The organism is Streptomyces sp. S4.7, from assembly GCF_010384365.1.
GTDB lineage: Bacteria > Actinomycetota > Actinomycetes > Streptomycetales > Streptomycetaceae > Streptomyces.
Genome location: NZ_CP048397.1, coordinates 3,922,750 through 3,944,750, shown reverse-complemented (window position 1 = coordinate 3,944,750; position 22,001 = coordinate 3,922,750). Strand labels below are relative to the sequence as shown.

General features: G+C 70.1%; 22 protein-coding genes and 4 pseudogenes. 11 read left to right on the top strand and 15 right to left on the bottom strand.

Features of this window, described 5'->3' with window-relative positions:
* Positions 1-3: 3 nt before the first annotated feature.
* From SSPS47_RS17540 to SSPS47_RS17530, 3 genes are all read right to left on the bottom strand, one after another.
* Positions 4-450, bottom strand: a complete 447-nt coding sequence (locus tag SSPS47_RS17540) for an ATP-binding protein (RefSeq protein WP_239064942.1) — start codon at positions 448-450, stop codon at positions 4-6.
* A 110-nt stretch (positions 451-560) separates the two neighbouring features.
* Positions 561-953, bottom strand: coding sequence for an RNA-binding S4 domain-containing protein (locus tag SSPS47_RS17535; protein ID WP_147873357.1), 393 nt, complete (start codon positions 951-953; stop codon positions 561-563).
* Between the two features lie 10 nt (positions 954-963).
* Positions 964-2,652, bottom strand: a complete 1,689-nt coding sequence (locus SSPS47_RS17530; protein WP_164251920.1) for an ATP-binding cassette domain-containing protein — start codon at positions 2,650-2,652, stop codon at positions 964-966.
* 445 nt (positions 2,653-3,097) lie between these two features.
* Between SSPS47_RS17530 and SSPS47_RS17525 the strand changes: the two genes are divergently transcribed.
* Positions 3,098-3,739: a DUF6879 family protein gene (locus SSPS47_RS17525; RefSeq protein WP_164251919.1), complete on the top strand. Its 642-nt coding sequence runs from the start codon at positions 3,098-3,100 to the stop codon at positions 3,737-3,739.
* Between the two features lie 190 nt (positions 3,740-3,929).
* Here SSPS47_RS17525 and SSPS47_RS17520 read toward each other — a convergent pair whose 3' ends face one another.
* The gene (locus tag SSPS47_RS17520; RefSeq protein WP_164251918.1) at positions 3,930-5,990 is read right to left on the bottom strand and encodes a PhoX family phosphatase; all 2,061 of its coding nucleotides are present in this window, start codon (positions 5,988-5,990) and stop codon (positions 3,930-3,932) included.
* A 372-nt stretch (positions 5,991-6,362) separates the two neighbouring features.
* Here SSPS47_RS17520 and SSPS47_RS17515 point away from each other — a divergent pair, with 372 nt between their 5' ends.
* Entirely contained in the window at positions 6,363-7,715 is a 1,353-nt protein-coding gene (locus tag SSPS47_RS17515; protein WP_203557866.1) for a VWA domain-containing protein, read from the top strand.
* Between the two features lie 109 nt (positions 7,716-7,824).
* Positions 7,825-8,535, top strand: coding sequence for an AAA family ATPase (locus SSPS47_RS17510; protein ID WP_164251917.1), 711 nt, complete (start codon positions 7,825-7,827; stop codon positions 8,533-8,535).
* Positions 8,536-8,626: 91 nt separating this feature from the next.
* Here the strand turns inward: SSPS47_RS17510 and SSPS47_RS35470 are convergent.
* From SSPS47_RS35470 to SSPS47_RS17500, 3 pseudogenes are all read right to left on the bottom strand, one after another.
* Positions 8,627-8,956 (bottom strand): annotated as a pseudogene (locus SSPS47_RS35470) (SAM-dependent methyltransferase); the annotation flags it as partial.
* A pseudogene (locus tag SSPS47_RS17505) lies at positions 8,950-9,305 on the bottom strand (RraA family protein); the annotation flags it as partial. The pseudogenes SSPS47_RS17505 and SSPS47_RS35470, both read right to left, overlap by 7 nt.
* Positions 9,306-9,399: 94 nt before the next feature.
* Positions 9,400-10,089 (bottom strand): annotated as a pseudogene (locus tag SSPS47_RS17500) (WYL domain-containing protein); the annotation flags it as partial.
* A gap of 46 nt (positions 10,090-10,135) precedes the next feature.
* Between SSPS47_RS17500 and SSPS47_RS17495 the strand changes: the two are divergent.
* Positions 10,136-10,276: pseudogene (locus SSPS47_RS17495) on the top strand (RidA family protein); the annotation flags it as partial.
* 361 nt (positions 10,277-10,637) lie between these two features.
* Entirely contained in the window at positions 10,638-11,252 is a 615-nt protein-coding gene (locus tag SSPS47_RS17490) for a YdeI/OmpD-associated family protein (RefSeq protein WP_203557865.1), read from the top strand.
* Between the two features lie 72 nt (positions 11,253-11,324).
* Here SSPS47_RS17490 and SSPS47_RS17485 read toward each other — a convergent pair whose 3' ends face one another.
* Positions 11,325-12,305: a WYL domain-containing protein gene (locus SSPS47_RS17485; RefSeq protein ID WP_164254635.1), complete on the bottom strand. Its 981-nt coding sequence runs from the start codon at positions 12,303-12,305 to the stop codon at positions 11,325-11,327.
* A gap of 116 nt (positions 12,306-12,421) precedes the next feature.
* Between SSPS47_RS17485 and SSPS47_RS17480 the strand changes: the two genes are divergently transcribed.
* Entirely contained in the window at positions 12,422-13,363 is a 942-nt protein-coding gene (locus tag SSPS47_RS17480; protein ID WP_164251915.1) for an alpha/beta hydrolase, read from the top strand.
* 74 nt (positions 13,364-13,437) lie between these two features.
* On the opposite strand, the gene SSPS47_RS35465 is transcribed toward SSPS47_RS17480, so the two are convergent.
* Positions 13,438-13,839, bottom strand: a complete 402-nt coding sequence (locus SSPS47_RS35465) for a hypothetical protein (protein WP_164251914.1) — start codon at positions 13,837-13,839, stop codon at positions 13,438-13,440.
* Positions 13,840-14,055: 216 nt separating this feature from the next.
* Between SSPS47_RS35465 and SSPS47_RS17470 the strand changes: the two genes are divergently transcribed.
* On the top strand, positions 14,056-14,328 hold the full coding sequence (locus SSPS47_RS17470) for a RidA family protein (RefSeq protein ID WP_164251913.1): 273 nt from the start codon (positions 14,056-14,058) through the stop codon (positions 14,326-14,328).
* Positions 14,329-14,616: 288 nt separating this feature from the next.
* Here SSPS47_RS17470 and SSPS47_RS17465 read toward each other — a convergent pair whose 3' ends face one another.
* On the bottom strand, positions 14,617-14,799 hold the full coding sequence (locus tag SSPS47_RS17465) for a hypothetical protein (RefSeq protein ID WP_164251912.1): 183 nt from the start codon (positions 14,797-14,799) through the stop codon (positions 14,617-14,619).
* 121 nt (positions 14,800-14,920) lie between these two features.
* Here SSPS47_RS17465 and SSPS47_RS17460 point away from each other — a divergent pair, with 121 nt between their 5' ends.
* Genes SSPS47_RS17460 through SSPS47_RS17445 form a run of 4 tightly spaced genes read left to right on the top strand, consistent with a single transcriptional unit; the run spans position 14,921 to position 16,494 of the window.
* Positions 14,921-15,766 carry a helix-turn-helix transcriptional regulator gene (locus SSPS47_RS17460; RefSeq protein WP_164251911.1) on the top strand — a complete coding sequence of 282 codons (846 nt, stop codon included), beginning with the start codon at positions 14,921-14,923 and terminating at the stop codon, positions 15,764-15,766.
* A complete protein-coding gene (locus SSPS47_RS17455; RefSeq protein WP_164251910.1) occupies positions 15,745-15,954 on the top strand; it encodes a DUF397 domain-containing protein in 210 nt (69 codons plus the stop codon). Before SSPS47_RS17460 ends, SSPS47_RS17455 begins: the two co-directional genes overlap by 22 nt.
* Positions 15,947-16,135 (top strand): DUF397 domain-containing protein, encoded by a 189-nt coding sequence (locus SSPS47_RS17450; RefSeq protein ID WP_164251909.1) that lies wholly within the window; start codon positions 15,947-15,949, stop codon positions 16,133-16,135. Before SSPS47_RS17455 ends, SSPS47_RS17450 begins: the two co-directional genes overlap by 8 nt.
* A gap of 26 nt (positions 16,136-16,161) precedes the next feature.
* Complete coding sequence (locus SSPS47_RS17445) at positions 16,162-16,494, top strand: MazG nucleotide pyrophosphohydrolase domain-containing protein (RefSeq protein WP_164251908.1); 333 nt, start codon at positions 16,162-16,164, stop codon at positions 16,492-16,494.
* Positions 16,495-16,499: 5 nt separating this feature from the next.
* On the opposite strand, the gene SSPS47_RS34870 is transcribed toward SSPS47_RS17445, so the two are convergent.
* The 5 genes from SSPS47_RS34870 to SSPS47_RS17425 form a co-directional block, all read right to left on the bottom strand.
* Complete coding sequence (locus SSPS47_RS34870) at positions 16,500-16,688, bottom strand: hypothetical protein (protein ID WP_203557864.1); 189 nt, start codon at positions 16,686-16,688, stop codon at positions 16,500-16,502.
* A complete protein-coding gene (locus tag SSPS47_RS34865) occupies positions 16,685-17,353 on the bottom strand; it encodes a hypothetical protein (protein ID WP_203557863.1) in 669 nt (222 codons plus the stop codon). Before SSPS47_RS34865 ends, SSPS47_RS34870 begins: the two co-directional genes overlap by 4 nt.
* A gap of 339 nt (positions 17,354-17,692) precedes the next feature.
* Positions 17,693-18,151 carry a hypothetical protein gene (locus SSPS47_RS17435; protein ID WP_164251907.1) on the bottom strand — a complete coding sequence of 153 codons (459 nt, stop codon included), beginning with the start codon at positions 18,149-18,151 and terminating at the stop codon, positions 17,693-17,695.
* 35 nt (positions 18,152-18,186) lie between these two features.
* Positions 18,187-18,804, bottom strand: a complete 618-nt coding sequence (locus SSPS47_RS17430) for a hypothetical protein (protein WP_164254633.1) — start codon at positions 18,802-18,804, stop codon at positions 18,187-18,189.
* Positions 18,805-18,963: 159 nt separating this feature from the next.
* Complete coding sequence (locus SSPS47_RS17425; protein WP_164251906.1) at positions 18,964-21,966, bottom strand: AfsR/SARP family transcriptional regulator; 3,003 nt, start codon at positions 21,964-21,966, stop codon at positions 18,964-18,966.
* Positions 21,967-22,001: the final 35 nt, after the last annotated feature.

Sequence of the window (22,001 nt, the reverse complement as noted above, 5' to 3'; positions counted from 1 at the left end):
CCGTCAGCCCGGCGAACGCGGCCCGTCGAGGCGACGCGGCACATTCAGTAGTCCGTAGTCCGGCGTCTTCAGCGTCACCCAGACCCGCTTCCCCGGCCCCTGCCTCGGCGCCACCCCCCAGTCGTCGGCGAGCGCGACGACCAGCGCGAGCCCGCGCCCGCACTCGTCGACGGGGTCCGGCGTACGCGGCCGGGGCACCGAGTCCCCCGCGTCCTCGACCTCCATCCGGAGCAGCCCGTCGGCCCTGCGGACGGTCACCACGATCTCCCGCCCCGGCGGCGACCCGTGCCGCAACGCGTTGGTGACCAGTTCCGACAGCAGCAGCGCCGCGGTCTCACCGAACTCGCCCGACAGCCCCATGAGCCCGGTCAGGGCCTCCCGCGCACGGCCGACGCTGCGGGGATGGCGGGGGAGGCGGAGCCTCATGTGCTGGTCACAGTCGTGGTTCATGGAGATGACCTTCCCCACGACAGGGGCTTTTACTTTCCGTACACGGAACGTGACTTACCGAGGTCGGCGCGGTGCGGGGTCGCGCCGCGCCCGCACCTCCCGAACAGGCCCTAGTGGCCCTGGAGTTCGTCCAGTACGCGCCGCTCGCGCTTCGTCGGACGGCCCGCGCCCCGTTCGCGAACAGCCACCGGACCGGCGAACTCGCGCGGCGGGGGCGGCGGGCTGTTGTCCACGTAACACTGCACGGCCACCGGCGCGCCCACCCGCTTCCGCACGATCCGCTTGAGCACGACGAGCCGTTCGCGCTCCGCGTGCCGGACCCGGATCTCGTCGCCCACCTTCACCGGAGCCGCGGGTTTCACCCGCTCCCCGTTGACGCGGACGTGGCCCGCGCGGCAGGCGGACGCCGCCTGGGAGCGGGTCTTCGTCAGCCGTACGGACCAGATCCAGACGTCCGCCCGTACCGACCCCTGGTCCTCGGTGACATGAGCTTCAGCAGCCATGCCCCCGAGCTTAGAGCGTGTCCTCCTGCGGCGGCTCGGCCATTTCCGACGACGCCTCCAGCACGTCCCGCACCTCGTCCCTCGACGTCTCGCGCAGTTCGTCCCCGACCACCAGCCAGCGCGTGATCCCCACCGATTCGAGGAACGGCAGGTCGTGGCTCGCGATCAGCAGCGCGCCTTCGTAGGACTCCAGCGCGCCCGTCAACTGCCGCACGCTGGCGATGTCGAGGCTGTTCGTCGGCTCGTCCAGCATCAGCAGTTGCGGGGCGGGCGCGGCGAGCATCATCGCGGCGAGGGCCGCGCGGAACCGCTCGCCGCCCGAGAGCGTGCCGGCGAGCTGCGCCGCCCGTGCGCCCTTGAAGAGGAAGCGCGCGAGCTGCGAGCGGATGTGCTGATCGGTGACGCCGGGCGCCAGGCGCGCGACGTTCGCCGCGATGCTCAGCTCCGGGTCGAGCACGTCGAGACGCTGCGGCAAGAACCGCAGCGGTACGAAGGTCCCGGCCTCGCCGGACAGCGGCGCCAGCTCTCCGGTCAGCGTGCGCAGCAGGGTCGTCTTGCCGGACCCGTTGCGTCCGACGAGGGCGATCCGTTCCGGCCCGCGTACGTCGAGGGTGCCCTCGCGCAGCTTCCCGTAGCGGGGCCGTACCTCGCGCAGCGTCAGGACCGTACGGCCCGCGGGCACGGCCGTGGCGGGCAGGCTCACCTTGATCTCGGCGTCGTCGCGGATCGCGTCCGCCGCCTCCTCGCGGCGCTCGCGTGCCTCGGTCAGCCGCTCCTCGTGCAGGACCCGCGACCTGCCCGCCGACTCCTGCGCGGACCGTTTGAGTCCGCCCGCCACGATCCGGGAGGCCTTCCGCTGGGCGTTGAGCTTCTTGTCCTGGCGCTGGCGGCGGGCGCTCTTGATCTGCGCCTCCTCCAGCTCCCGCTTCTGCCGGCGTACGTCGGCGTCGGCGGCGCGCAGCGTGCGGCCCGCCGCCTCCTGCTCGGTGGCCAGCGCCTCCTGGTACGCGGACCAGCCGCCCCCGTACCAGCTCACCGAGCCGGACCGCAGCTCGGCGATGCGGTCGACGCGCTCCAGCAGCTCGCGGTCGTGGCTGATCACGACCAGCACGCCGGAGCGCCAGGAGTCGACGGCCTCGTAGAGCCTGCGGCGGGCCGGCAGGTCCAGGTTGTTCGTCGGCTCGTCCAGCAGCAGGACGTCGGGCCGCTCCAGGAGCAGCGCGGCCAGGCGCAGCAGGACCGTCTCGCCGCCGGAGATCTCGCCGACGGTGCGGTCGAGGTCGATGCCGCCGAGCCCGAGTGAGCCGAGGGTGGCGATCGCGCGTTCCTCGACGTCCCAGTCCTCGCCGACGGTCTCGAAGTGCTCCTCGCGTACGTCTCCGTTCTCGATGGCGCGCAGCGCGTCGCGGCGCTCGGCGATGCCGAGGGCCTGGTCGACACGGAGGGCGGTGTCGAGGGTGATGTTCTGCGGCAGGTGGGCGAGGCTGCCGCCGACGGTGACCGATCCTGCGGAGGGCCGCAGTTCGCCCGCCAGCAGCCGCATGAGGGTGGTCTTGCCGGTCCCGTTGGTGCCGACGAGACCGTTGCGGCCCCGCCCGACGCTGAGGGAGAGCCCGTCGAAGACGGGCGTGCCGTCCGCCCACTGGAAGGACAGCGCGGAGCAGGTCAGGAAGGCGCTGGGGGTGATGGGTTGAGACATGGTGGTGTCCTCGCGGGGCGCGGTGGGATGGGGGACGTCGTATGCGACCACCACGCGGCGACCGGGCCCGTACGGACCGGCGGGCCGGAGCCCGGAGGAGAAGATGCGGCTGTCCGTCGGTCCGTGGATCGGGGGACGGCCCATGCATCGAGGTCGCTGCCACGCGGGCGTACGGCGGGAGACCGGCATGAAGCCGGGGAGCCGTACGGCGTGCTGATCGCGAACCTCAGATGCGCAACGTCCACCTCTATCGGAGACGACAAGGACGGTGTCGACGATAAGCGACGCGGGCGGAGGAGGCAAAGGACTTCCGGACACCGGCGACGGGACTTCCGGGCTCTCCGGAGGGGGCGCGCCACGCGACCGAATGCGCCCTGTCGCCGACCTCCCACCCGGCGCTACGGTGCCCGGCAGACCCAGACCGCCCGTCCGCCCAGGGGGACCCATGGCCCGACGACTCAGCAAGGTCGGTACGAACAGTGGAAACGGCAACTGCCCGACGCTCTACGAAGTGCCCGGGACGGACGACTACGTGGTGCAGGGCGACACCGTCACCGATCCCGCGGAGCTGACCCAGCTCCACCGTCCGACGGAGCGCGAGAGCGCGGTCGTGGTGCCCCGCGAGCTGCTCGCGAACTTCGGTCCGAAGGAGCCCGTGCGGGTGGCGCAGTGGATCTCCCCGGAGGAGTTCGGCGAGATGTTCACCACGCTGGAGCACAGCGTGTGGGGGCTGGAGACCCGCCGGCGTTACGCGAGCGACGGACGAACCCGCCCCCGCGCCGGGCGTCCGGCTCCGGGCAGGCGCTTCGAGCGCGTGCGCCTGGTCGACACCGTCGACGCCCCGGACCCCGCGGGCTCCGGCCCGCGAGCACGGGCCGACGAGGACCTCCGGATCCTGTCCCGCGAACGCGCCGCCGAACTCGACCTCCCCGAAGGGGACTTCTGGATCTTCGACTCAAGGGTGGTCGCGCTGCCGCGCTTCGGCGCCGACGACGGGACGACCCGCGTCGAACTGATCACGAACCCGGTCGACGTCCTGCGCTACGCGCAGGCCCGCGAGGCGGCCTGGCACCACGCGGTGCCGTAGGAACGAAGTGCCCCGCCGGGCCGGCCCGGTCGGCCCGGTCGGCCACACCGCGTACCGGGTGGTCCTGGAGGGCGAGCTCGGGTGCCCTCGATCGCCGGGCGGGCTCATTGAGCCCGTCCGGCGATCGAGGACGAACCGGCCGCCGGGCCGGCCGTGCACGCGGCCCCGTCATCCGGCACGCACCAGCGCGTCAGACGCCGATGTCGCCGCCGTCCTTGCGCCAGACCGCGACCACCGCAGGGCGGACCATCTTGCCGCGGCCGTCGGGCCACGCGCTCAGCGGGTTCTCGACCGTCGCGCCGTCGATCTCGCCCGGGTGCTGCACCGCGACCAGGACGCGCCGGTCCTGGATGATCGGGCCGCAGGTCTCCGCGCCGTTGGGAACGGTGAGGAACTGCTTCAGCTCACCGCGCCGCTCCCCCTGCGTCGCCACGCCGAACAGCCCGTCGTGCGAGCCGAGTTGCGCGCCGTCCGTCGAGATCCACAGGTTGCCGTGGTCGTCGAACGCCACGTTGTCCGGGCAGGAGATCGGGCTGACCTTGTCCTTCGGGAAGCCGGCGAAGTACGTCGCCGGGTCCTTCGGGTCGCCCGCGACCAGGAACAGCCGCCAGGCGAACCCGTCGCCGGCCGGGTCGTCCCAGTTCTCGGCGAGCTCCAGGATCTGACCGTGCTTGTTGGCGTTGCGCGGGTTGGCCTCGTCCACCCCGGCCTTGCCGGCGGCGCCGCGGTCCGAGTTGTTCGTCAGCGCGACGTACACCCGGCCCGTGCGCGGCGAGGGCTCGACGTCCTCGGGGCGGTCCATCTTCGTGGCGCCGACCTTGTCGCCGGCCAGGCGCGTGAAGACGTACACCTCTTCGGCGGTCATGCCGGGCACGTGCGAGACGTCGCCGGTGGCGAGCGGGATCCACACGCCGGAGCCGTCGAACTCGCCGTCCTTGGGGAGCTTGCCGCTGCCGTCGATGTCCTCGACCGGGCTGTCGCCGGTCAGCTTCGCGACGTAGAGCGTGCCCTCGTCCAGCAGCGTGAGGTTGTGGTCGCGGGCGGCGCGGCTGTTGCCCTTCTTCATCGCCTTGGACGACACGAACTTGTAGAAGTAGTCGAACTTCTCGTCGTCACCCATGTAGACGACGGCGCGGCCGTCGCCGGTCAGGCGCGGCTGCGCGGCCTCGTGCTTGAAGCGCCCGAGCGCGGTGCGCTTGCGCGGCGTGAAGTCGGGGTCGTACGGGTCCAGTTCGACGACCCAGCCGAAGCGGTGCGCCTCGTTGGGCTCCTGCTTCAGGTCGAAGCGCTTGTCGAACTGCTCCCACTTGCGCTCGGTGGCGGCGGTACCGATGCCGTAGCGCTTGTCGGTCGCGCTCGACCCGTTGGCGAAGTACTGGTTGAAGTTCTCCTCGCCCGACAGGATCGTGCCCCACGGGGTGGTGCCGCCGGCGCAGTTGTTGAGCGTGCCGTAGACCTTCTTGCCCGTACGGTCGGCCGAGGTGCGGAGCAGCGCGCCGCCCGCGGCCGGTCCGGTCAGCCGGAATTCGGACGTGACGGTGATACGGCGGTTCAGCTCGTGACGCGGTACGACGGTGAGCTTCCCGCTGCGCGGCTGCTCGTCCACCACGACGACCGACAGGCCGTGCGCGGCCCAGGCGATCTCGACCTGCTCGCGGGTGGGCTTGTCGGCGTCGTAACCCTTGAACATCAGGATTTCGTCCGTGTACTCGTGGTTGGCCACGAGGAGCTGCTTTCCGCGCTCGCTCTTGAGCGGGAGGAGGCTCAGGAAGTCGTTGTTGTAACCGAACTGCCCGGCCTGCGCCTTGGCGGTCTGCTTGTTCGGGTCGAACTCCGGTGCGCCGCGCAGGATCGGGTCGCCCCAGCGGATGACGATGTTCTGCGTGTAGCCGTCGGGGACGGTCACCTTGTCGGCGGTGTTGGGCGCGACGGGCGCGAAGCGCAGTCCACGGGCGCCGTCGGGCTTCTTGCCGCCCTGGCCGTTGCCGCCGGCGGCGAGGGAGGTGGCGGAGGCCGGGGAGTTGCCGGGGCCCGCGACGAACGCGGTTCCCGCGGCGGCGGCGACGGTCACCACGGCGGCGCCGCGCATGATGGAGCGACGGGAGAGGACACCGGCTATGACGTCGCCGACATACTCGTTGTCACTGGTGTTGGGCGTCTCGTGGAAACAGGCGTCACCGCAGCGGTAACGGCAGGTCATGGCGGAACGTCCGCCCGGGTGCGAGTTCAGCAGCGGCAGCAGTTTGCGCACTTTCCCCTCCGGTGGGCTTTGCTCGGCGCGCCCTGCGCCGACAATGTGTCGGGATATGTACGGCGGCGACGCTATGCGCGTAGGCACCCGGTTCAGCGGCCTCGAGATGAACGCGGAATGAATGTGAGCCGACCGCGCATTCACCGGGTCTCCGGGGGCATCGGCCGGGCGTGGGCCGGGTGTCGGCCGGGCATTCGTCGGAGGCACATTCCAGGTCCCGGGGCGCCCCTGCCGGGGCAGGCGCCGGGTGGCCGCTAACCTTACGTATCCGCCGTGGCCAGGGATGCCGAGTTTCGGTCCGGGCGCACCCCCGGATCCCCTGTTCCAAATGCGGATATATGCCGCACCCAACTCATCTGAAAGGCCTCGCCCATGGGCATTCGGAGCTTGCTGCGCAAGGTGTTTGGACGCGAGCGTGCGGAGAGTGACGAGTCGGTGGCCACGTCGGTGCCGGCCCAGACCGATCGCTCGCATCAGTCGGAGTCCACAACGCCCTCCGCGAGCACGGCGACCACGACGGCCGAGTCGGCGAAGGCCACCGCCAAGGTGCCCGCGCCGGCCAAGGAGCCGTCACCCGCCGCGGACGAAGTAACGGCGGAGAAGCCCACGCCGAGCAAGAAGACGGAGGAGGAGAAGGCCGAGGATCTGGTCGCCGCCGCCTTCGACAACCCCAGTGTCCCGGCGCAGACGAAGCGGGAGGAGCCGAAGACGGCGACGGTCCCGGCCCAGGCCCAGTCCACGCCGGAACCGGAGGCGGAACCTGAACCGGTGGTCGAGCCGGAGCCCGCGAAGCCGGCGGAGCCGGTGGCGGAGGTCGCCGCCGAGCCGACCCCCGAGCCGGACGTCACCGAGGTCGCACCCGAGCCGGTCGCCGAAGCGCGGCCCGAGCCGGAGCCCACCCCCAAGTCCGAGCCCGTCGTGGCCGAGGTCGCACCCGACCCCGAACCCGAGCCGGTCACCGCCGAGGTCGTACCCCACCCGACACCCGAGCCGGCCGTCGCGGCGCAGCCCGAGCCCACCCCCGCCCCCGCGGGCAAGCCCGCGAACTCCGCCGCGCGGGTCAAGACCAGCGCGCCCGAACTCCTCGACTCGTACAAGGCCGCGGGCGTCGCGCTCAAGGCCGCCGGTCTGGCCGGGGAGCGGGTGACCGTCTACCTCGTACTCGACCGTTCGGGTTCCATGCGCCCGTACTTCAAGGACGGCAGCGCGCAGCACCTCGCCGAACAGACGCTGGCGCTCTCGGCCCAGTTGGACAAGAAGGCGACCGTGCCGGTCGTCTTCTTCTCGACGGACATCGACGGTACGGGCGAGGTCTCCCTCACCTCGTACGAGAGCCGGGTGGACGAACTGCACGCCGGGCTCGGTCACATGGGCCGTACGAACTACCACCGCGCGGTGGAAGAGGTCGTCGCCCTGCACGAGAAGTCGGGCAACTCCGGCCCCGCGCTGGTGATCTTCCAGACGGACGGCGCGCCGACGGCCAAGCAGGCTGCGGAGAAGGCGTTCGCGGACGCGGCGAAGCTGCCGCTGTTCTGGCAGTTCGTGGCGTTCGGCGAGCACGACGCGAAGGGTTTCGACTTCGCGCGGAAGCTGGGCGCGGACGAGAAGGCGCCGAACGTGGCGTTCTTCCACGCGGGCCCCGCCCCGAAGGACCTTTCGGACGCGGAGGTCTACGGCGAGTTGCTCGCGGCGCTCCCGGCCTGGTGGTCGGCCCGCAACTCCTGAGGCCCGCCACCTGATCCACCCCGCGCCACCCATCTCCACCACGAGACGCGCCCTCCGGCCGACCACGGAGGGCGCGTCTCGTTGTCCGGTCCTGTGAGAGGGTCGAGAGGTGATCGTCGAACGTGCGTACGCATCGAGGCCCCCGGGAGAAGCGGATGTCTGGCCCTGGTCGGTGCCGTGCGTCGCCGAGCTGCTGGCGGGCGGTCTGAACTTCACCGCCCCCGTGACCTTCCTCGTCGGCGAGAACGGCTCCGGCAAGTCGACGCTCGTGGAGGCGCTCGCGGAGGGCTTCGGCCTCGACCCGTGGGGCAGCTCGCACGACTGGCGTTACGCCAGTCCGCGCGCCAAGTCGCCACTGGGCGAAAGGCTCCGCTTCGACGCGGCGCCGGGCCGGGGCAGACGGATGCTCGGCAACTGGTCGGCGCGGCAGGGATTCTTCCTGCGCGCGGAGACGGCGATGGACGCGCTGAAGCGCGAGAGTTTCGACCCGGAGTCGGCCAGCCACGGCGAGGGCTTCCTGGCGGTGTTCCGGCAGAAGTTCCAGCAGGCCGGGCTGTATGTGATGGACGAACCGGAGGCCGCGCTCTCCTTCCAGTCCTGCCTCGAACTCATCGGCCACATGGACCAGTTGGCGCAGAACGGCGGCCAGGTCATCTGCGCCACGCACTCCCCGCTGCTGACCGCGCTCCCGGGCGCGGACATCATCGAGGTCGGCGACCACGGCATGCGCCGGACCACCTGGGACGACCTGGCCCTGGTGGACCACTGGCGCCGCTATCTGTCCGATCCGCGGCTGTATCTGCGGCACGTCCTCGACTGATCCGCCGGCGCCGACGGATCCGGGAGGGCGTCCAGCCGAGCCGGCCGGTCACAGGGTCCCGGCCGGTCACGGGAGGACGGGATCGCGACGATCACACCGTTCGCGCCACCCGCAGCTCGGTCAGGTACCGCTTGGTGATCCGGCCGCCGTACCGCCCGTCGATCAGTCCCGCGACGCACGCCAGCAGCCCCTCACGGGCCTGCGGCAAGAGTGCGCGGTGGCCGGAGTAGGTCCGCAGGACGTCCAGGTACTCCGATGTCGTGTACGTCAGGTCCCACTCATGGCGCCGGACGGCGACAGGGCCGAACCGGCCGCTGCGTGCGACCTCGTCACCGTGGTCCGAGGTGTCGACGTCAGCCGCGGCGGGGGGCCGCAGCCCCGGAGGCGTCGCCGGATCGAAGCGCTCGTAGCAGCCCTGGACCAGACCGGGAAGTTCAACTCCCGTACCTCCGCCAGGTCGCGCATCACCCCGTCGAGAACGAACCCCGCGATCCCGCGCCGCTGGCAACGGCGCACACGTTCCCGCCGGCCAGCGCGTAATCCACATCCCCCGCCTGGACGACGATCACCGAGCCCGGCTCCGCGCGGTAGATCGCCGCGTGCAGCATGAGGTTGTCACCGGGCGCGCACCGCACGGTGAACGCCGGGCCGGCGATCCGCGGCACCGACGGCCAGAGCGGGCGGATGCCGAGGTCCATGACCTGTCCGCGGCCCAGGGATTCGGCGAGCGTGGTCGGGGAGATGTCCTTGAAACCACTGAGGTCGTTCATGTACTTCCTCCGTCCGGACGCCCTCCCACGGAGGACTGGGCCAGCCCGAAGACCACCGACGACCGCCGACCCCGCTCCGATGCCGAAAGCGCCCCTACGAGTCCCCGTAGCGAGCGGCGATCTCCACGGCGCGCTCGCGCAGGGACGTACGCAGCCAACGCGGGGCCAGGGCCTCCGCGTCCGTACCGAGCTGCCAAAGCGCCCATTCGGCATGCCGGAAATCCTGAAAGGTCACCTCCAGCCGCGGCCAGCCGTCCGCCCCGGGTTCCTCCGCCCGGACAGCCAGCGCGGAGTCCAGCAGGTCCTCCCGCCGGGCCGGACTCACCCGCACCAGCACGGTGATGTGGTCACCACCGGAGAGGAACCGCGCGGAGCGCTCCCGCCAGATCCGGTCCAGATCCACCCGGTTCGGGCGCTCGGCCGCTTCGGGAAGTCCCTCGGCGGCCAGCACCCGCGACAGCCGGTACGTACGGTCCGCGCCGGATCTCGTCGCCAGCAGGTAGGCCCGCTCCCGTACGGTCACCAGCCCGATCGGGTCCACCGACCGCCACCGCGGCGCCTGGCCCGTCGCCGCGTAGTGGATGCGCAGCTTGTGCCCGGCGAGCACGGCACGCCTGACCTCGATCATCGTGGTGTCGGGCACCTCCTCGGTGACCAGCCGGCGTGAGAGCAGATCGGTCTGCGGGTCCACGAGAAAACGCTGGGCCGCGTCACTCGCGGAGGCCCGGTGGCTCTCGGGCAGGGCGTCGACCACTTTCCGCATGGCGGAGGCGAGCGCCGAACCCCTCGTTGCACACGAAGTCGCCGAGACGAATGGAACCGAAGTGGCAGTGGAACGAGTGGCGGTCAACCCCGTGACGTGGTCGCTGGACATGGGCTTCAACCAGGGTGAGGTCGTCTCCGGTCACACCCGGACTCTCTACATCTCGGGACAGACCGCGATGAGCGCCGACGGCAAGCCTCAGCACGACTACTGGTGGGCTCGCGTATTCAACTGTCGCCAGTTCCGACTGGGGCCCAGCCTGCTGGTGACCGTACGTGGTCGTCGGCGTAGGGACTCCAGTCTTCTCCGACCTCGGATGCGAGGCGGGTCGCGATGACGTCGTGGTAGCCGAGGGCGTCGACGACGGGGCGGGCATCTCCAGGACCCACTGTGGCGGATCGCTCCGGTCCGGGCGGCGGCTGTGGGGACGCCGAGGTCGTTGAGCTGACCGGAGAGGGCAGCCGTTCTTCATGTGGCGTCGGCGAGGGCGAGCCAGGCCGACATCGACGCTGCGGGCTCAACGAGTCACCCCGGCAGGTCGCGACACCTGGTTGCGGCACTAACCTGCGGTGGTGACCGGAACCGAGCTGGATGAGTTGATCGTTGCCGACGGCGCGGCGCTGCGCGCGTGGCTGCTGGACAACCACACCGCCTCTCCTGGCGTGTGGCTCGCCCTGACCAGGAAGGGCGGCACCGTTACCACGCTGACCTGGCAGCAGGCGGTCGACGAGGCACTGTGCTTCGGCTGGATCGACGGGCAGGCCCGCAAGCGCGATGAGGAGAGCTCCTGGCGGCGGTTCACCCCGCGCCGGCCCCGCAGCGTCTGGTCCCAGCGCAACGTCACCAACGTGGCCCGGTTGGAGGCGGCCGGTCTGATGCTGCCCGCCGGCCGCGCCGCGGTGGACGCCGCGAAGGCCGACGGGCGGTGGACGGCCGCCTATGCGCCGTCATCGGAAGCGGAGGTGCCGGCCGACCTGCGCGCCGCGATCGCCGCCGACCCAGCGGCGCAGGCGATGTTCGAGGTACTCACCAAGACCAACCGCTTCGCCCTCATCAACCGGGTCAATGCCGTCAAGCGCGCCGAGACGCGCACCCGGAAGATTGCCGAGTGCGTGGCGATGCTGGTCCGGCACGAGACGGTCCACCCGCAGAGGGCCAGGCCAGCGGACCCGCCGGCGTCGTAGCCGGGCTCCTGCCGGAACGGACAAACCCAGCCTATTGAGCGGAACTTTTCTCCAAGCCCTGCCTCGTCCGCTTCAAGACGGGTGAAGGTCTCCGCTGGTGCGCGACCGGCCGTATCGTTCGACGAGGGCGTTGCCGATCGAGGCCAGGCGGTCTCGGACACTCGGAGGGCCGGTCACCTCGACCCATTCGACCAGCCCGGAGAGCTCGCCGGCGAGGATGTACTCGTTGGGGCCGCGGATCACGACCTCGATGCGGCCGTCGGTCGTGGAACCTCCCACGTCGAGCCGGTCGCCGAGCGCCATCCGGAGTATGCCTATCCCGTCGGGTGTGCATACCGCCTGGGTCTCCAGCGGCGTTCGTTTGCGATCGACCTCTGTGGCGATCTCGTTCCAGCTCTCGGCAAGGTCGAAGTCCCCGGGTCGGTGCACAGGGTCGCCGGTCGGGTCGGCGGACGACACGCGGTCGATCCGGAAGACCCGTCTCCCGGTCTCGGTGTTGGAGACGAGGTACCACACAGGACCTTTGGCGACGATGCCCAGCGGGTGGACGGTTCTCCGGGTTTCGACGCCTTTGCTGTCGACGTAGCCGAGCGACACCTGGACGCCGCGGATCACCGCGTCCTGGAGCTCGTCGAGGAAGCGAGGCGGCCGGTGCTCGATCCGGTTCGCCCCCCATCGCTGCGGGTCTACGACCAGCGACGCCGCCGCTGCCTCGGCCTGAACCTGGAAGGGCTTCGGTAGAGCGTGGACGAGCTTGCGCAGAGCCGCCTTCATCGCCGGCGTCGCATCCGAGGCCGGACCGACAGCCAGGAACAGGGCCCGCGCCTCACTGGCGGTCAACCCGGACAGGTCGGTACGAGCACCGCCCACCAGGCGCCAGCCGCCACCTCGGCCCTGCACGGAGTACACGGGCACCCCGGCCATGGCCAGGGCGTCGAGGTCACGGCGGGCGGTGCGCTCGGAGACGTCCAGCTCGCGGGAGACCTCCGCGGCTGTCACCTGCTCGCGCCGTTGGAGCAAGAGGAGTATGGCCACCAGCCGATCGGATCGCATACCGACAAAACTCTCATAAAAACCGGTCATGAGGTGACCGGTTTGGGGAGCAAGCTGGCGACATGACCTCATCGAGGAGGTCGACCACCGGCGAACGCCCCCAGAGAGGGAATGCAGTGTTCAACCAAGCAGAATTTCCCGAGCCCACCCTCATCCAGGTCAACGGTGTGGAGCTCGAAGTCTTCGAAGCAGGCCGGGAAAACAAGGGCAAGCCCATCGTGCTCTGCCACGGCTGGCCGGAGCACACCATCACCTGGCGTCACCAGATGCCCGTCCTCGCCGCAGCCGGCTACCACGTCATCGCACCGAACCAGCGGGGATATGGCAACTCATCCCGCTTGACCGAGGTGACGGACTACGACATCGAACACCTGACGGGTGACCTCGTCGCGCTCCTGGACCACTACGGCTACGAGGACGCCACCTTCGTCGGCCACGACTGGGGTGCGTTCGTCGTCTGGGGACTGACCCTGCTGCACCCCGACCGGGTGAACAAGCTGATCAACCTGAGCCTGCCTTACCAGGAGCGCGGAGAAACGCCGTGGATCGAGGTCATGGAAACCTTCCTCGGCGGCGACTTCTACTTCGTCCACTTCAACCGGCAGCCGGGCGTCGCGGACGCCGTATTCGATGCCAACACCTCCCAGTTCCTCCGCAACCTCTACCGGAAGAACGTGCCCCCCGCACCCCCTGAGCCGGGCATGGCATTCATCAACCTCGCCAAGGCGGAAACACCACTCGGTGAACCCGTCATGACTGAGAGTGACCTGGCCGTCATCATCTCCGCGTTCGAGACGTCGGGATTCACGGGCGGCATCAACTGGTACAGGAACCTCGACCGCAACTGGCACCAGCTGGCGGACGCCGACCCGATCATCAAGCAGCCCACCCTCATGATCTACGGCGACCAGGACTTCGCGGTCCCGAGGTTCGAAAGACTGGCAGAGTTCGTGCCCAACGTGGAAGTGGTCGGCCTGGACTGCGGTCACTGGATCCAGGGGGAAATGCCCGAAGAAACCAACCGCGTGATCTCAGAATGGCTGGACCGGCAGGGTTAGTGTCCTGTGATCCGGTTCGTACCACCTGAAGGCCGAGTTCTCGCATCACACCGATGACAAATGGGCTCGCGAAATCAACTCTCGCCGGTTTTTTTGGGTGCCCAGCCGATCGGTGACCTCCCGTGGTCTCCGGCGGCGTATCGGCTCCATGTGCCGCCGGTCTCGTTGCGGAGCCGGGTGGTGGTCTTGTGGTGGTAGCCGAGAGCGTCCGCGACGACGGGAGCGGGCATGTCGAGGAGTTGCTGGCGGATGGCGGCGCCGCGGGCTGCTGCCACCGGGACACCGATGTACGCGGTGAACGCCTTCACCGCGTTCTCCCGGCCCTCCACCGTCGTGCGGGCCAGGTTCCGTGCCAGCTGCTGATTGGCGAACCCCGTCAGCATCGCCGTGAAGACCTGTTCCTCCGGCCGCAGCAGCGCGACCCCGTCCACCAGATGCAGCCTCGCCGCACCCGGTATCGACCCGTTGAACCCCACCGATCCACCACTCTCCGTGACTCGCATCTGATGCGAGGAAATCGCATCCTATGCGAGTCGCCAGAAAACCCGCAGGTCAGCCCCCCGGGTGAGTGGCGGCAAGGCTGTTCCTGCCGCTACTGTCACCAGTAGTTCAAGCGCCCAACGCCACCAATCCGCAGCGCGGTTGGCGCCCTCCTTCAGGGCGATTCGCACGCTGTCGCCAATTCGCATCTGATGCAATTGGCGGCGGTTGGTGACATGGAGCAGCAGTTGGCGCTGAGCATCGACAACCTGGAGGCCGTGCTGAGCGAGGCCGGGATGTCTCTCGCGAACCTCGTCCGGCTCAACGTCTACACGACCGACGTCGATCAGCTCTTCCCGCACTACGGCGTGCTGGCCGCGCGGCTGGGCGCCGCCGGGGCGGCGCCGACCACCACGATGCTCGGGGTGACGCGACTGGCGATTCCCGGCCAGCTGGTCGAGCTGGAGGGGACCGCCGTCGCCTGACGGTCTACAACCGCCCCCGCCGACTGTGCTGGTTGCGCTCCGCCAGACGCGCGCTCAGGCCGGTCGGCGGCGGGGCGGGCGGTACGTAGTCGGGACACTTCGGACTGCCGCACTCGCACTTGGGCCACGCAAGTGCGGCCCCCGGGCCGAGAAGCCACGCCGTGTCGTTGTCGCCGTCGCTACCGCCGTCGCTGTCGCTGCCGCTGTCTAGTTTCCGCACCACCAGCACCCCATCCGTACCGAATGTGTTCATCAACCGGGACAGAAGCCGCCGCGCCTCGCTGCCGCTCACTCCGCGACCCGCTTCAGGCCTTGCTCAACGCGCCGGAGCAGCTCAGGTGTCAACGGTGCGTACACACGGGGGACGGAGTCGGGTACGAGCCGCCAGAAACCGCCGCCGTGCACGACGGCGTCCAGCTCGGCCACATCGGCGGTGACGCGGGACGCTGTTCGAGCGTCAGGTTCGAACATGAGGGGTACGCACCTTCCGTCATTGCGCAATTACGTTCCGTGCATCAAGAATCGGCAGATGCGGCCATGTCCAAAAGGGCTTGGCCATGGCCGGGTTGCCGTGGGACACAGGGGAGTTGTCATGGGCGCACGGAAGTCGAACGCAGGTCAGAGGCCGTCCGCACGGCAGATGCTCGCGAAGGAACTGGCGCGGTTGCGGGAGGAGTCGGGCAAGTCCTTGGCCACGCTCGGCGAGGACACAACGTATGACCGTGCGTATCTGCACAAGCTCGAAACGGGCGCGCGGGTGGGGTCACCGGAGGTGATCGCCGCGCTGAGCGCGGTGTACGGGTCGGGGGAGCAGTTGTTGATGCTGTGGCAGCTGGCACGCCATGACGCGTTCCGCGACAAGTACAAACGCTTCATGGAGCTTGAGGAGAAGGCGACAGTTCGCTACTCGTACGCCGTCGGCGCGATCCCTGGCCTGCTCCAGACCGAGGGGTACGCCCGCGAGGTTTTCCAAGCCGCCCGGCTGCGGGACGAGCACGAGCTGGCCGAGCAGGTCGCGGCGAGGCTGGGACGTCAGGAGCTGCTGCGCAGGGACAACGCGTTGCACTTCCGTGCGGTCCTGGACGAGTCCGTGCTGCGCCGTAAGGCGCGCGATCCGAAGGAATGGGAGAGGCAGCTCGAATATCTGCTGGAGGTCAGCCAGTTGCCAAACGTCACGCTTCAGGTGTTGCCTTTTGATGCGGGGCCACACGCCCTGCTGGGCACGTCGGTCACCATCCTCTGGCTTCCGGACGGCAAGGCAGTGGCCTATACGGAAGACGCCCACTCGGGCGAGTTGATGGAGGATGCAGCGTCCGTCGACGAACTACGCCTGTCCTACGATCTGCTGAGGGATTTGGCCCTCTCGCCCCAAGCTACCGTGGCGTTCATCGAGCGACTGATCGAGGAGAACAAACCATGCTCCCCCGACCCGACCTGAGCACCGCACAGTGGCGTAAGTCCAGTTACAGCAACGGCGACGGCGGCGACTGCGTCGAGGTTGCCGACGCCTACCCCGGCCTTATCCCCGTCCGCGACAGCAAGACCCCCACCGGCCCGGTGCTTCTCCTCACCCCCACCGCGTGGAGCGACTTCGTCGCCTTCGCCGGCGGCCAAACCCATGCCTAGCGCCGACCTGACCTCCGCGAACTGGCGTAAGTCCAGCTACAGCAACGGCGACGGCGGCAACTGCGTCGAGGTCGCCCACGGCCACCCCGGCATCGTCCCCGTCCGCGACAGCAAAACCCCCACCGGCCCCGTCCTGCTCCTCACCCCCACCGCGTGGAGCGTGTTCCTCCGCTCGGTCTGACGCGTCCACGGAGGGCTTGAACGCGCATGGACCTACACGAGTTGCAGGCGCGGGCCCTGCGGATTCACGATCTGTACGACGAGTTGAACCAGCACACGCGTGGCCGGGTCTGGACTCGCGAAGAGTTCATGCTCGGCTTCGTCGGGGACGTCGGCGACCTCGCGAAGCTCGTCATGGCCGAGGAAGGCGCCCGCCCCGGAGGCGGGCGCCAGGCCCTCGAACACGAACTGGCCGACTGCCTCTGGTCAGTCCTCATCCTCGCCCACCGGTACGGCGTCGACCTCGACCACGCGTTCCGGCGGACCATGGACGAACTCGATGGCTCGATCCGCGCCCAGCTTCCCCCGGGCGCTGACTAGGCCCGTCAGTCGACGACGTACCACTCGTCCTTCACGTACCCCATGGTGGAACTGCCGATCTCGCTCTCGGAGAAGGTGACGGAGGCCCTGACCGCCTCGGCCGGGATCTCGAACTTGTCGGGGGCCGTCTCGGTCACGCCCCCCGGATCGACCGTCGCCGTCTGGAGAGCCTTCTTCTTCTCCGGCGGGATCATCCGGAACGTGATGCGAACGTCGACTCGCAGGGACCGAACCCCTGGTCCTCGGCCTGCTTCGCCGCGGGCCCGGCCACCTCGCAGACCGTGTCGATGTCCTCCCGGCCCACGGCGTGGAGGAACTCCTCGTACCGCTGGATCGCCCCTTCCACCGTCTTGGGCGCGTTGGGCGCGGGCTGCTCGGCCGGCGGGTCGGCCGGGGGATCCGCCGGGGGCTTGTCCGCGTCCCCGCAGGGTTCGTCGGTGAAGATGCCCGGCAGCTGACGATTCGGGTACGGGCCCATCGGCCCGTTGAACCCGTTCACGTGCTGCTGCGCGCCCCACCACCCGGTGTAGCCCCACCAGGGCTCGCGGTCGACGGGGCGGACGTTGTCCCACGTGCGCCACTCGGCGCCTTCGTCCGACGTCCGGTCGAACGTGTGGGACACCCGGTGGAATCCCTCGGTCGAGTAGGAGCCGTGCGAACCGAGCGCCGAGTACACCGCCGGATGCCCGTCGCGCGGGTTCAGCTCCGACCACTTCGTGCGGCAGGGATCGCCGCCGTGCTTGGCGAACGTCACGGCCTGCGGCTCGCCGTCGCGCAACTGGACCGCGACGCGCTCCCAGTCGCCCTCGTGCCTGTTGCCCGCGACCAGCTTGTTGCAGGGGTAGAAGAACCAGTACACGTACGCCGTACGTGCCGGGCCGGTCTTGTGCTTGTGGTGCTCCCAGTAGACCGGCGCGCCGGCCCCTCGCCCTCACGGACCTCGTTCGGCGGGTCGAGATAGAACCCGGCGCCGACCTCGGTCGTGGCGCGCTCCTTCTCCGCGTGTCCGGGGCAGCTCACCGGCGTCGACGACGGTTTCCCCCGCTCGACATCCGCGTGCCGGTAGGGCTCGGCGGCACGCGGCTGTCGGCCACGAACCGCCGCCGGTCGGCTGAGCGGCGCCCGAGGTGGAAACGCTTCCGTCCCGCACCGGTCGGTGCGGGACGGAAGCGTTCGGCGGGTCAGCACATGCCGGTGGTCAGCACATCAGGGACCAACCCGTGTCGGGGCGCCAGGTCTTCTCGCCGGAGGACGCACCCCGCCAGCTGAACGTGGCCAACACTTTGAAACTCTGGTCCCAGACGCACGGGTCCACGGATGCCGTCAGGGCCACGTCCTCGGTGGCGTGCCACCCGTCGGTGTCCGCCTTTGTGCGCACCGTCACCATGCGGTCGCCGTCGAAGCGCTGGAGCTTGACGTTGGTGACCTTGACCTCGTAGTTGCCGCCGCCGGCCACGTCGGTGATCTTCGCCCGCGCGTGGTAGGTGCCGGTGGCCTCGTTCCACCAGACGGTGGCGCAGCGCTTGACCTGGGTGCCGTAGCAGACCCATTCGCTCTCCGCCGACGCCGACGCCGGAGTGAAGACGATCGACGAGCCGAACGCCGCGGCGACCAGCGCACCGGTGGTACCGAACCTTCTCGCACGCTTGAACTTCATGAAGACTCCCCGTGGCTTCTCAGTGATTCCGGTTCTCAGTTGGCCCAGACGACCGGGTCGTCGCTGTACGCGTCACCCTCGTCGAAGGAGGCGCCCGTGACGGTCTCGCCCTTCGTGGCGCTGAGCGTGCAGGTCTCGTACGACGCGCCCTTGGTGGTGAACTCGGCGGGCGCGGTCTCGTTGTCACACTTGCCCGGGATGTCGCCGATGAGGATGACACCGGTGCCGCCGCCACCGTCCACCACGCCGTTCAGCTTCAGCGACGCGTACGCCATGTCGGTGCCGCCGACGTTCTCCACCTTCATCTTGATGAAGTAGGGCGTCATACCCGCCGCCTTCTCACCGAAGGCGGCCATGTCCGCCTCGGCGCCCTCCTCGATCGCCGTGACGGTGACGGCGACCGTGCCCTTTTTTTCGCTCGTGTACTCGAACGGCAGGACCGCCTTGTCGCCGACCTTGAGCTTCGTTCCGGGCGCGGCGACGTCTCCCCCGGCTGCCGGAGCCTCGTTGTCGGCGTCCCCGCCGGTCGGCTCGGACGACGCCGCGTCCGGGTCCGAGGTCGAGGCCGCCGGCGTGTCCTCGGCTGCCGCCCCCTCCTCGTCACCGTCGCAGGCCGAGAGCCCGAGCGCCAAGGTGACCAGAGCGGCGGCCATCGCGATACGTCGCTTTTGCACTGTTGTTACCTCACTGCTGACGGGGGCTGTCGCATTCGAAAGCCCCCGAACGTTCGATTGCCTTGCTGAGGTGCACCGTGGCACACCCTGGAATACGGCGAGCACACACCTGGAATACGAGGTGAGCGGGTGTGCGCCTCAGCGGATCCCGGCTCGCACGGCAGCCGCCTCGCCGGTCAGCTTCCTCGCGGCGGTCCCGTCTCCGGCCGCGGCCCGCAGCCCGGCGAGCTTTTCCAGGACACCGGCGAGCAGATACGGATAGTGGATACCGCGGGCCACCTCGACGGCGTGTTCCCCTCGATCGATGGCGGTTCGCAGATCACGGCGGTCGCACGGGTCGTACAGCCGGAGGTCGAGCAGGTCGACGAGAACACGGGTCTCGAACATGGGGTCATGGGTGGTGCGCGCGACCTCGACGGCTTCGAGGAGACGGCGGCGCGCGTCGGCGTACTCGCCCCGGGCCAGGTGGAGACAGCCCCAGGCGTGGGCGGTGTAGAACGCGCCGGACGGCCCGATGTCCTGGACGTGCGCGGTCAGTTCGGTGAACGACTCCTGCGCCGGCGCGTGCCGGCCGAGTGCGAGCTGCGCGTGGCCGAGCCAGTAGGTGTCCCGCGCGATCAGGGTCCGGATTCCCTGCTGCCGCGCCCCGGCGACGATCTCCGTGAGAACCTCCGCCGCGACCTCAGGTCTCCCCGCCTGGAGATGCGCGAGGCCGACCTGCGAGTACGCGTGCAGTGCCGCCGCCTTCTGCCCGGCGGCGTTGAGCCGCTCCCAGGCCTCGCGGCCCGCCGCGATCGCGTCGGTCAGGCGCCCGTTGGGCACGAGGAAGAACGGTGCGTTGCTCAGCGCCTCCAGATAACCCCGTTGGTCGCCGATCCGCTCGAACAGGCCCATGGCCTCGGTGTTGGACTCCTCGGCCGGACCGTACCGGCGCCGGGCGTAACGCAGTCCGGCCAGGGAGATGAGCAGCCTGGCCCGGCCCCGTACGTCGCCCGCGGCACCGGCCAGGCGCATCGCCGTCTCGTAGCACTCCTGCCAGTCGTCGAAGTACCGCTCCGTCTCGAACAGCGCGTGCCCTCCGACGGCCAGCTCCCAGCACAGCTCGTCCCTGCCCAGCTCCGCCGCCTGCCGTACGCCCGCCACCAAGGGCACGCGCTCCCGGTCCAGCGACGCCATCGGTGACACGGAACGCGGCAGGCTCGCCTCCACCCGCTCCGGCCGCCAGCGGGGGGCGTCCCGCTGGAACATGTTCTGCCCCATGTGGCCGCGGTCGGCGATGTCCGTGAGGGCCAGCAGGGCGCCGAGGACACGGACGACGGCCTCGTCCCGCTCCGCCGCCGCCTCCTCCACCTGCGCGCGCTCCCTCGCGTAGGCGCGGATCAGATCGTGGAAACCGTAGCGTGCCTGGCCGTTCGGCGTACCGGTGACGTCGAGCAGATGGACGTCGACCAGTTCGTCGAGGAGTTCCTGGGCCTCGCGCAGTTCGGTGTCGGCCGCGGCGGCCGCCGCCCAGAGGGGGAAGTCCGGCGCCTCCAGGAGCCCGAGGAGCCGGAAGAGCCGCCGCGCCTCGGGCCGGAGCCCCGCGTAACTCAGCGCGAAGCTGGCCCGCACTTCGAGATCGCGGTAGCGAAGGGTGTCCAGCCGGTGCCGTTCGTCCGCCAGCCGGGACACCACGTCCGCGACGCGCCAGTGCGGCCGGGACACCAGGAGCGACCCGACGATGCGCAGCGCGAGCGGCAGCCGCGCACAGAGCCTGACCAGGTCGGACAGCTCCGCACCGGTGGCCGACTCCACCCAGTCGCCCGTGGTGTTGCCCAGCATGGCCAGACTGTCGGCCTCGGACATCTCGCTGAGCTGGACGCGGTGCGCGCCGCCCAGACCGCCCAGCCGTACGCGGCCGGTGGCGATCACACCGCACCTACCGCTGGCCGGCAGAAGGGGAGCCAACTGCTCCTCGTCGAAGGCGTCGTCGAGCACGACCAGGATCCGGCGTTCCGCGAGCATGCTCCGGTACAGATCCGTGCGCTCCTCCGGATCGTCCGGCACCGCGTTGGCGGGCACTCCCAGCGCGCGCAGGAAGCGGCCGAGCACCGTTGCCGGGTCGGCCGGCTGGGAACGTGTACCGGCCAGCGCAGCGAACAACTGCCCGTCGGGGTAGACGGACTTGAGGCGATGCGCGGCCTGCACCGCGAGCGCGGTCTTGCCGACCCCGCCGGGGCCCGAGACCGTCACCACCGCGGCCGGCCGATCGGCGGCGCGGTCCGGGTGAAGCACCGCCTCGATCTCCGACAGCTCCGCCTGCCGGCCGCTGAAGTCGCCGAGCGTCGGAGGCAGCATCCGGGCACTCTTCGCGTTCCGGCGCTCCCGATTCCCGGTCACGACCGCCGGATCCGGCGGGGGGTGTTCCACGGGGTCGTCGCCGAGGATGGTCCGGTGCAGGTCCCGCAGCTTCTGGCCGGGCTCCAGACCCGTCTCCTCGGCCAGGATGTCGCGAACCTGGAGATACGCGAGCAGTGCGTCCGCGCGCCGGCCGCCGCGGTACAGCGCGAGCATGAGCCGGGCCCACATCCCCTCGCGGAAGGGGTGCTCCATCGTCAGCGCGGTCAGCTCGCCGAGAAGCTCGCCGTGTCGGCCGAGCCGCAGGTCGACGTCGATGCGCTCTTCCAGTACCCCCAGCCGCAGTTCGTCCAGGCGCGCTGCCTCCGCGACCAGGGCCGGTACGTCGGCGAGCCCGGCGAAGGCGGGGCCCCGCCAGAGTCCCAGGGCCTCGTCGTACAGCCGCCGCGACTGATCGGGATCACCGGCCGTCAGCGCCGAACGGGCCACGTCCACCAGATCCTCGAAGCGCGCCGCGTCCAGCTCGTCACGGCCGGCGCGCAGCAGATAACCGGGGCCCTCCCGGGCGATACGGCCCGGATCCCCCAGCGCCTGCCGGAGCCGGTACACGTAGGTCTGCACGTTCTTGGCAGCGCTCTTCGGCTGCTCCTCGCCCCAGATCGCCTCCGCCAGCGCGTCGCCGGAGACGATCCGGCCCGGCCGGCACAGCAGGACCGCCAGGAGCAACCGCCCCTTCGGCGTGCCCAGTTCCAGCGGTACACCGGCCCGCCGCACGGCGAGCGGGCCCAACACCCCGAAGTCCACAGCCGCCCCCACCTCTCGTCACCAACTGTAACGGC

Coding starts and splice junctions, on each gene's coding strand:
- SSPS47_RS17540 (WP_239064942.1), bottom strand. CDS start 450: ATGAACCACGACTGTGACCAGCACATGAGGCTCCGCCTCCCCCGCCAT.
- SSPS47_RS17535 (WP_147873357.1), bottom strand. CDS start 953: ATGGCTGCTGAAGCTCATGTCACCGAGGACCAGGGGTCGGTACGGGCG.
- SSPS47_RS17530 (WP_164251920.1), bottom strand. CDS start 2,652: ATGTCTCAACCCATCACCCCCAGCGCCTTCCTGACCTGCTCCGCGCTG.
- SSPS47_RS17525 (WP_164251919.1), top strand. CDS start 3,098: ATGGCCCGACGACTCAGCAAGGTCGGTACGAACAGTGGAAACGGCAAC.
- SSPS47_RS17515 (WP_203557866.1), top strand. CDS start 6,363: ATGGGCATTCGGAGCTTGCTGCGCAAGGTGTTTGGACGCGAGCGTGCG.
- SSPS47_RS17485 (WP_164254635.1), bottom strand. CDS start 12,305: ATGCGATCCGATCGGCTGGTGGCCATACTCCTCTTGCTCCAACGGCGC.
- SSPS47_RS17470 (WP_164251913.1), top strand. CDS start 14,056: ATGCAATTGGCGGCGGTTGGTGACATGGAGCAGCAGTTGGCGCTGAGC.
- SSPS47_RS17465 (WP_164251912.1), bottom strand. CDS start 14,799: ATGTTCGAACCTGACGCTCGAACAGCGTCCCGCGTCACCGCCGATGTG.
- SSPS47_RS17460 (WP_164251911.1), top strand. CDS start 14,921: ATGGGCGCACGGAAGTCGAACGCAGGTCAGAGGCCGTCCGCACGGCAG.
- SSPS47_RS17455 (WP_164251910.1), top strand. CDS start 15,745: ATGCTCCCCCGACCCGACCTGAGCACCGCACAGTGGCGTAAGTCCAGT.
- SSPS47_RS17450 (WP_164251909.1), top strand. CDS start 15,947: ATGCCTAGCGCCGACCTGACCTCCGCGAACTGGCGTAAGTCCAGCTAC.
- SSPS47_RS17445 (WP_164251908.1), top strand. CDS start 16,162: ATGGACCTACACGAGTTGCAGGCGCGGGCCCTGCGGATTCACGATCTG.
- SSPS47_RS34870 (WP_203557864.1), bottom strand. CDS start 16,688: ATGATCCCGCCGGAGAAGAAGAAGGCTCTCCAGACGGCGACGGTCGAT.
- SSPS47_RS17435 (WP_164251907.1), bottom strand. CDS start 18,151: ATGAAGTTCAAGCGTGCGAGAAGGTTCGGTACCACCGGTGCGCTGGTC.
- SSPS47_RS17430 (WP_164254633.1), bottom strand. CDS start 18,804: ATGGCCGCCGCTCTGGTCACCTTGGCGCTCGGGCTCTCGGCCTGCGAC.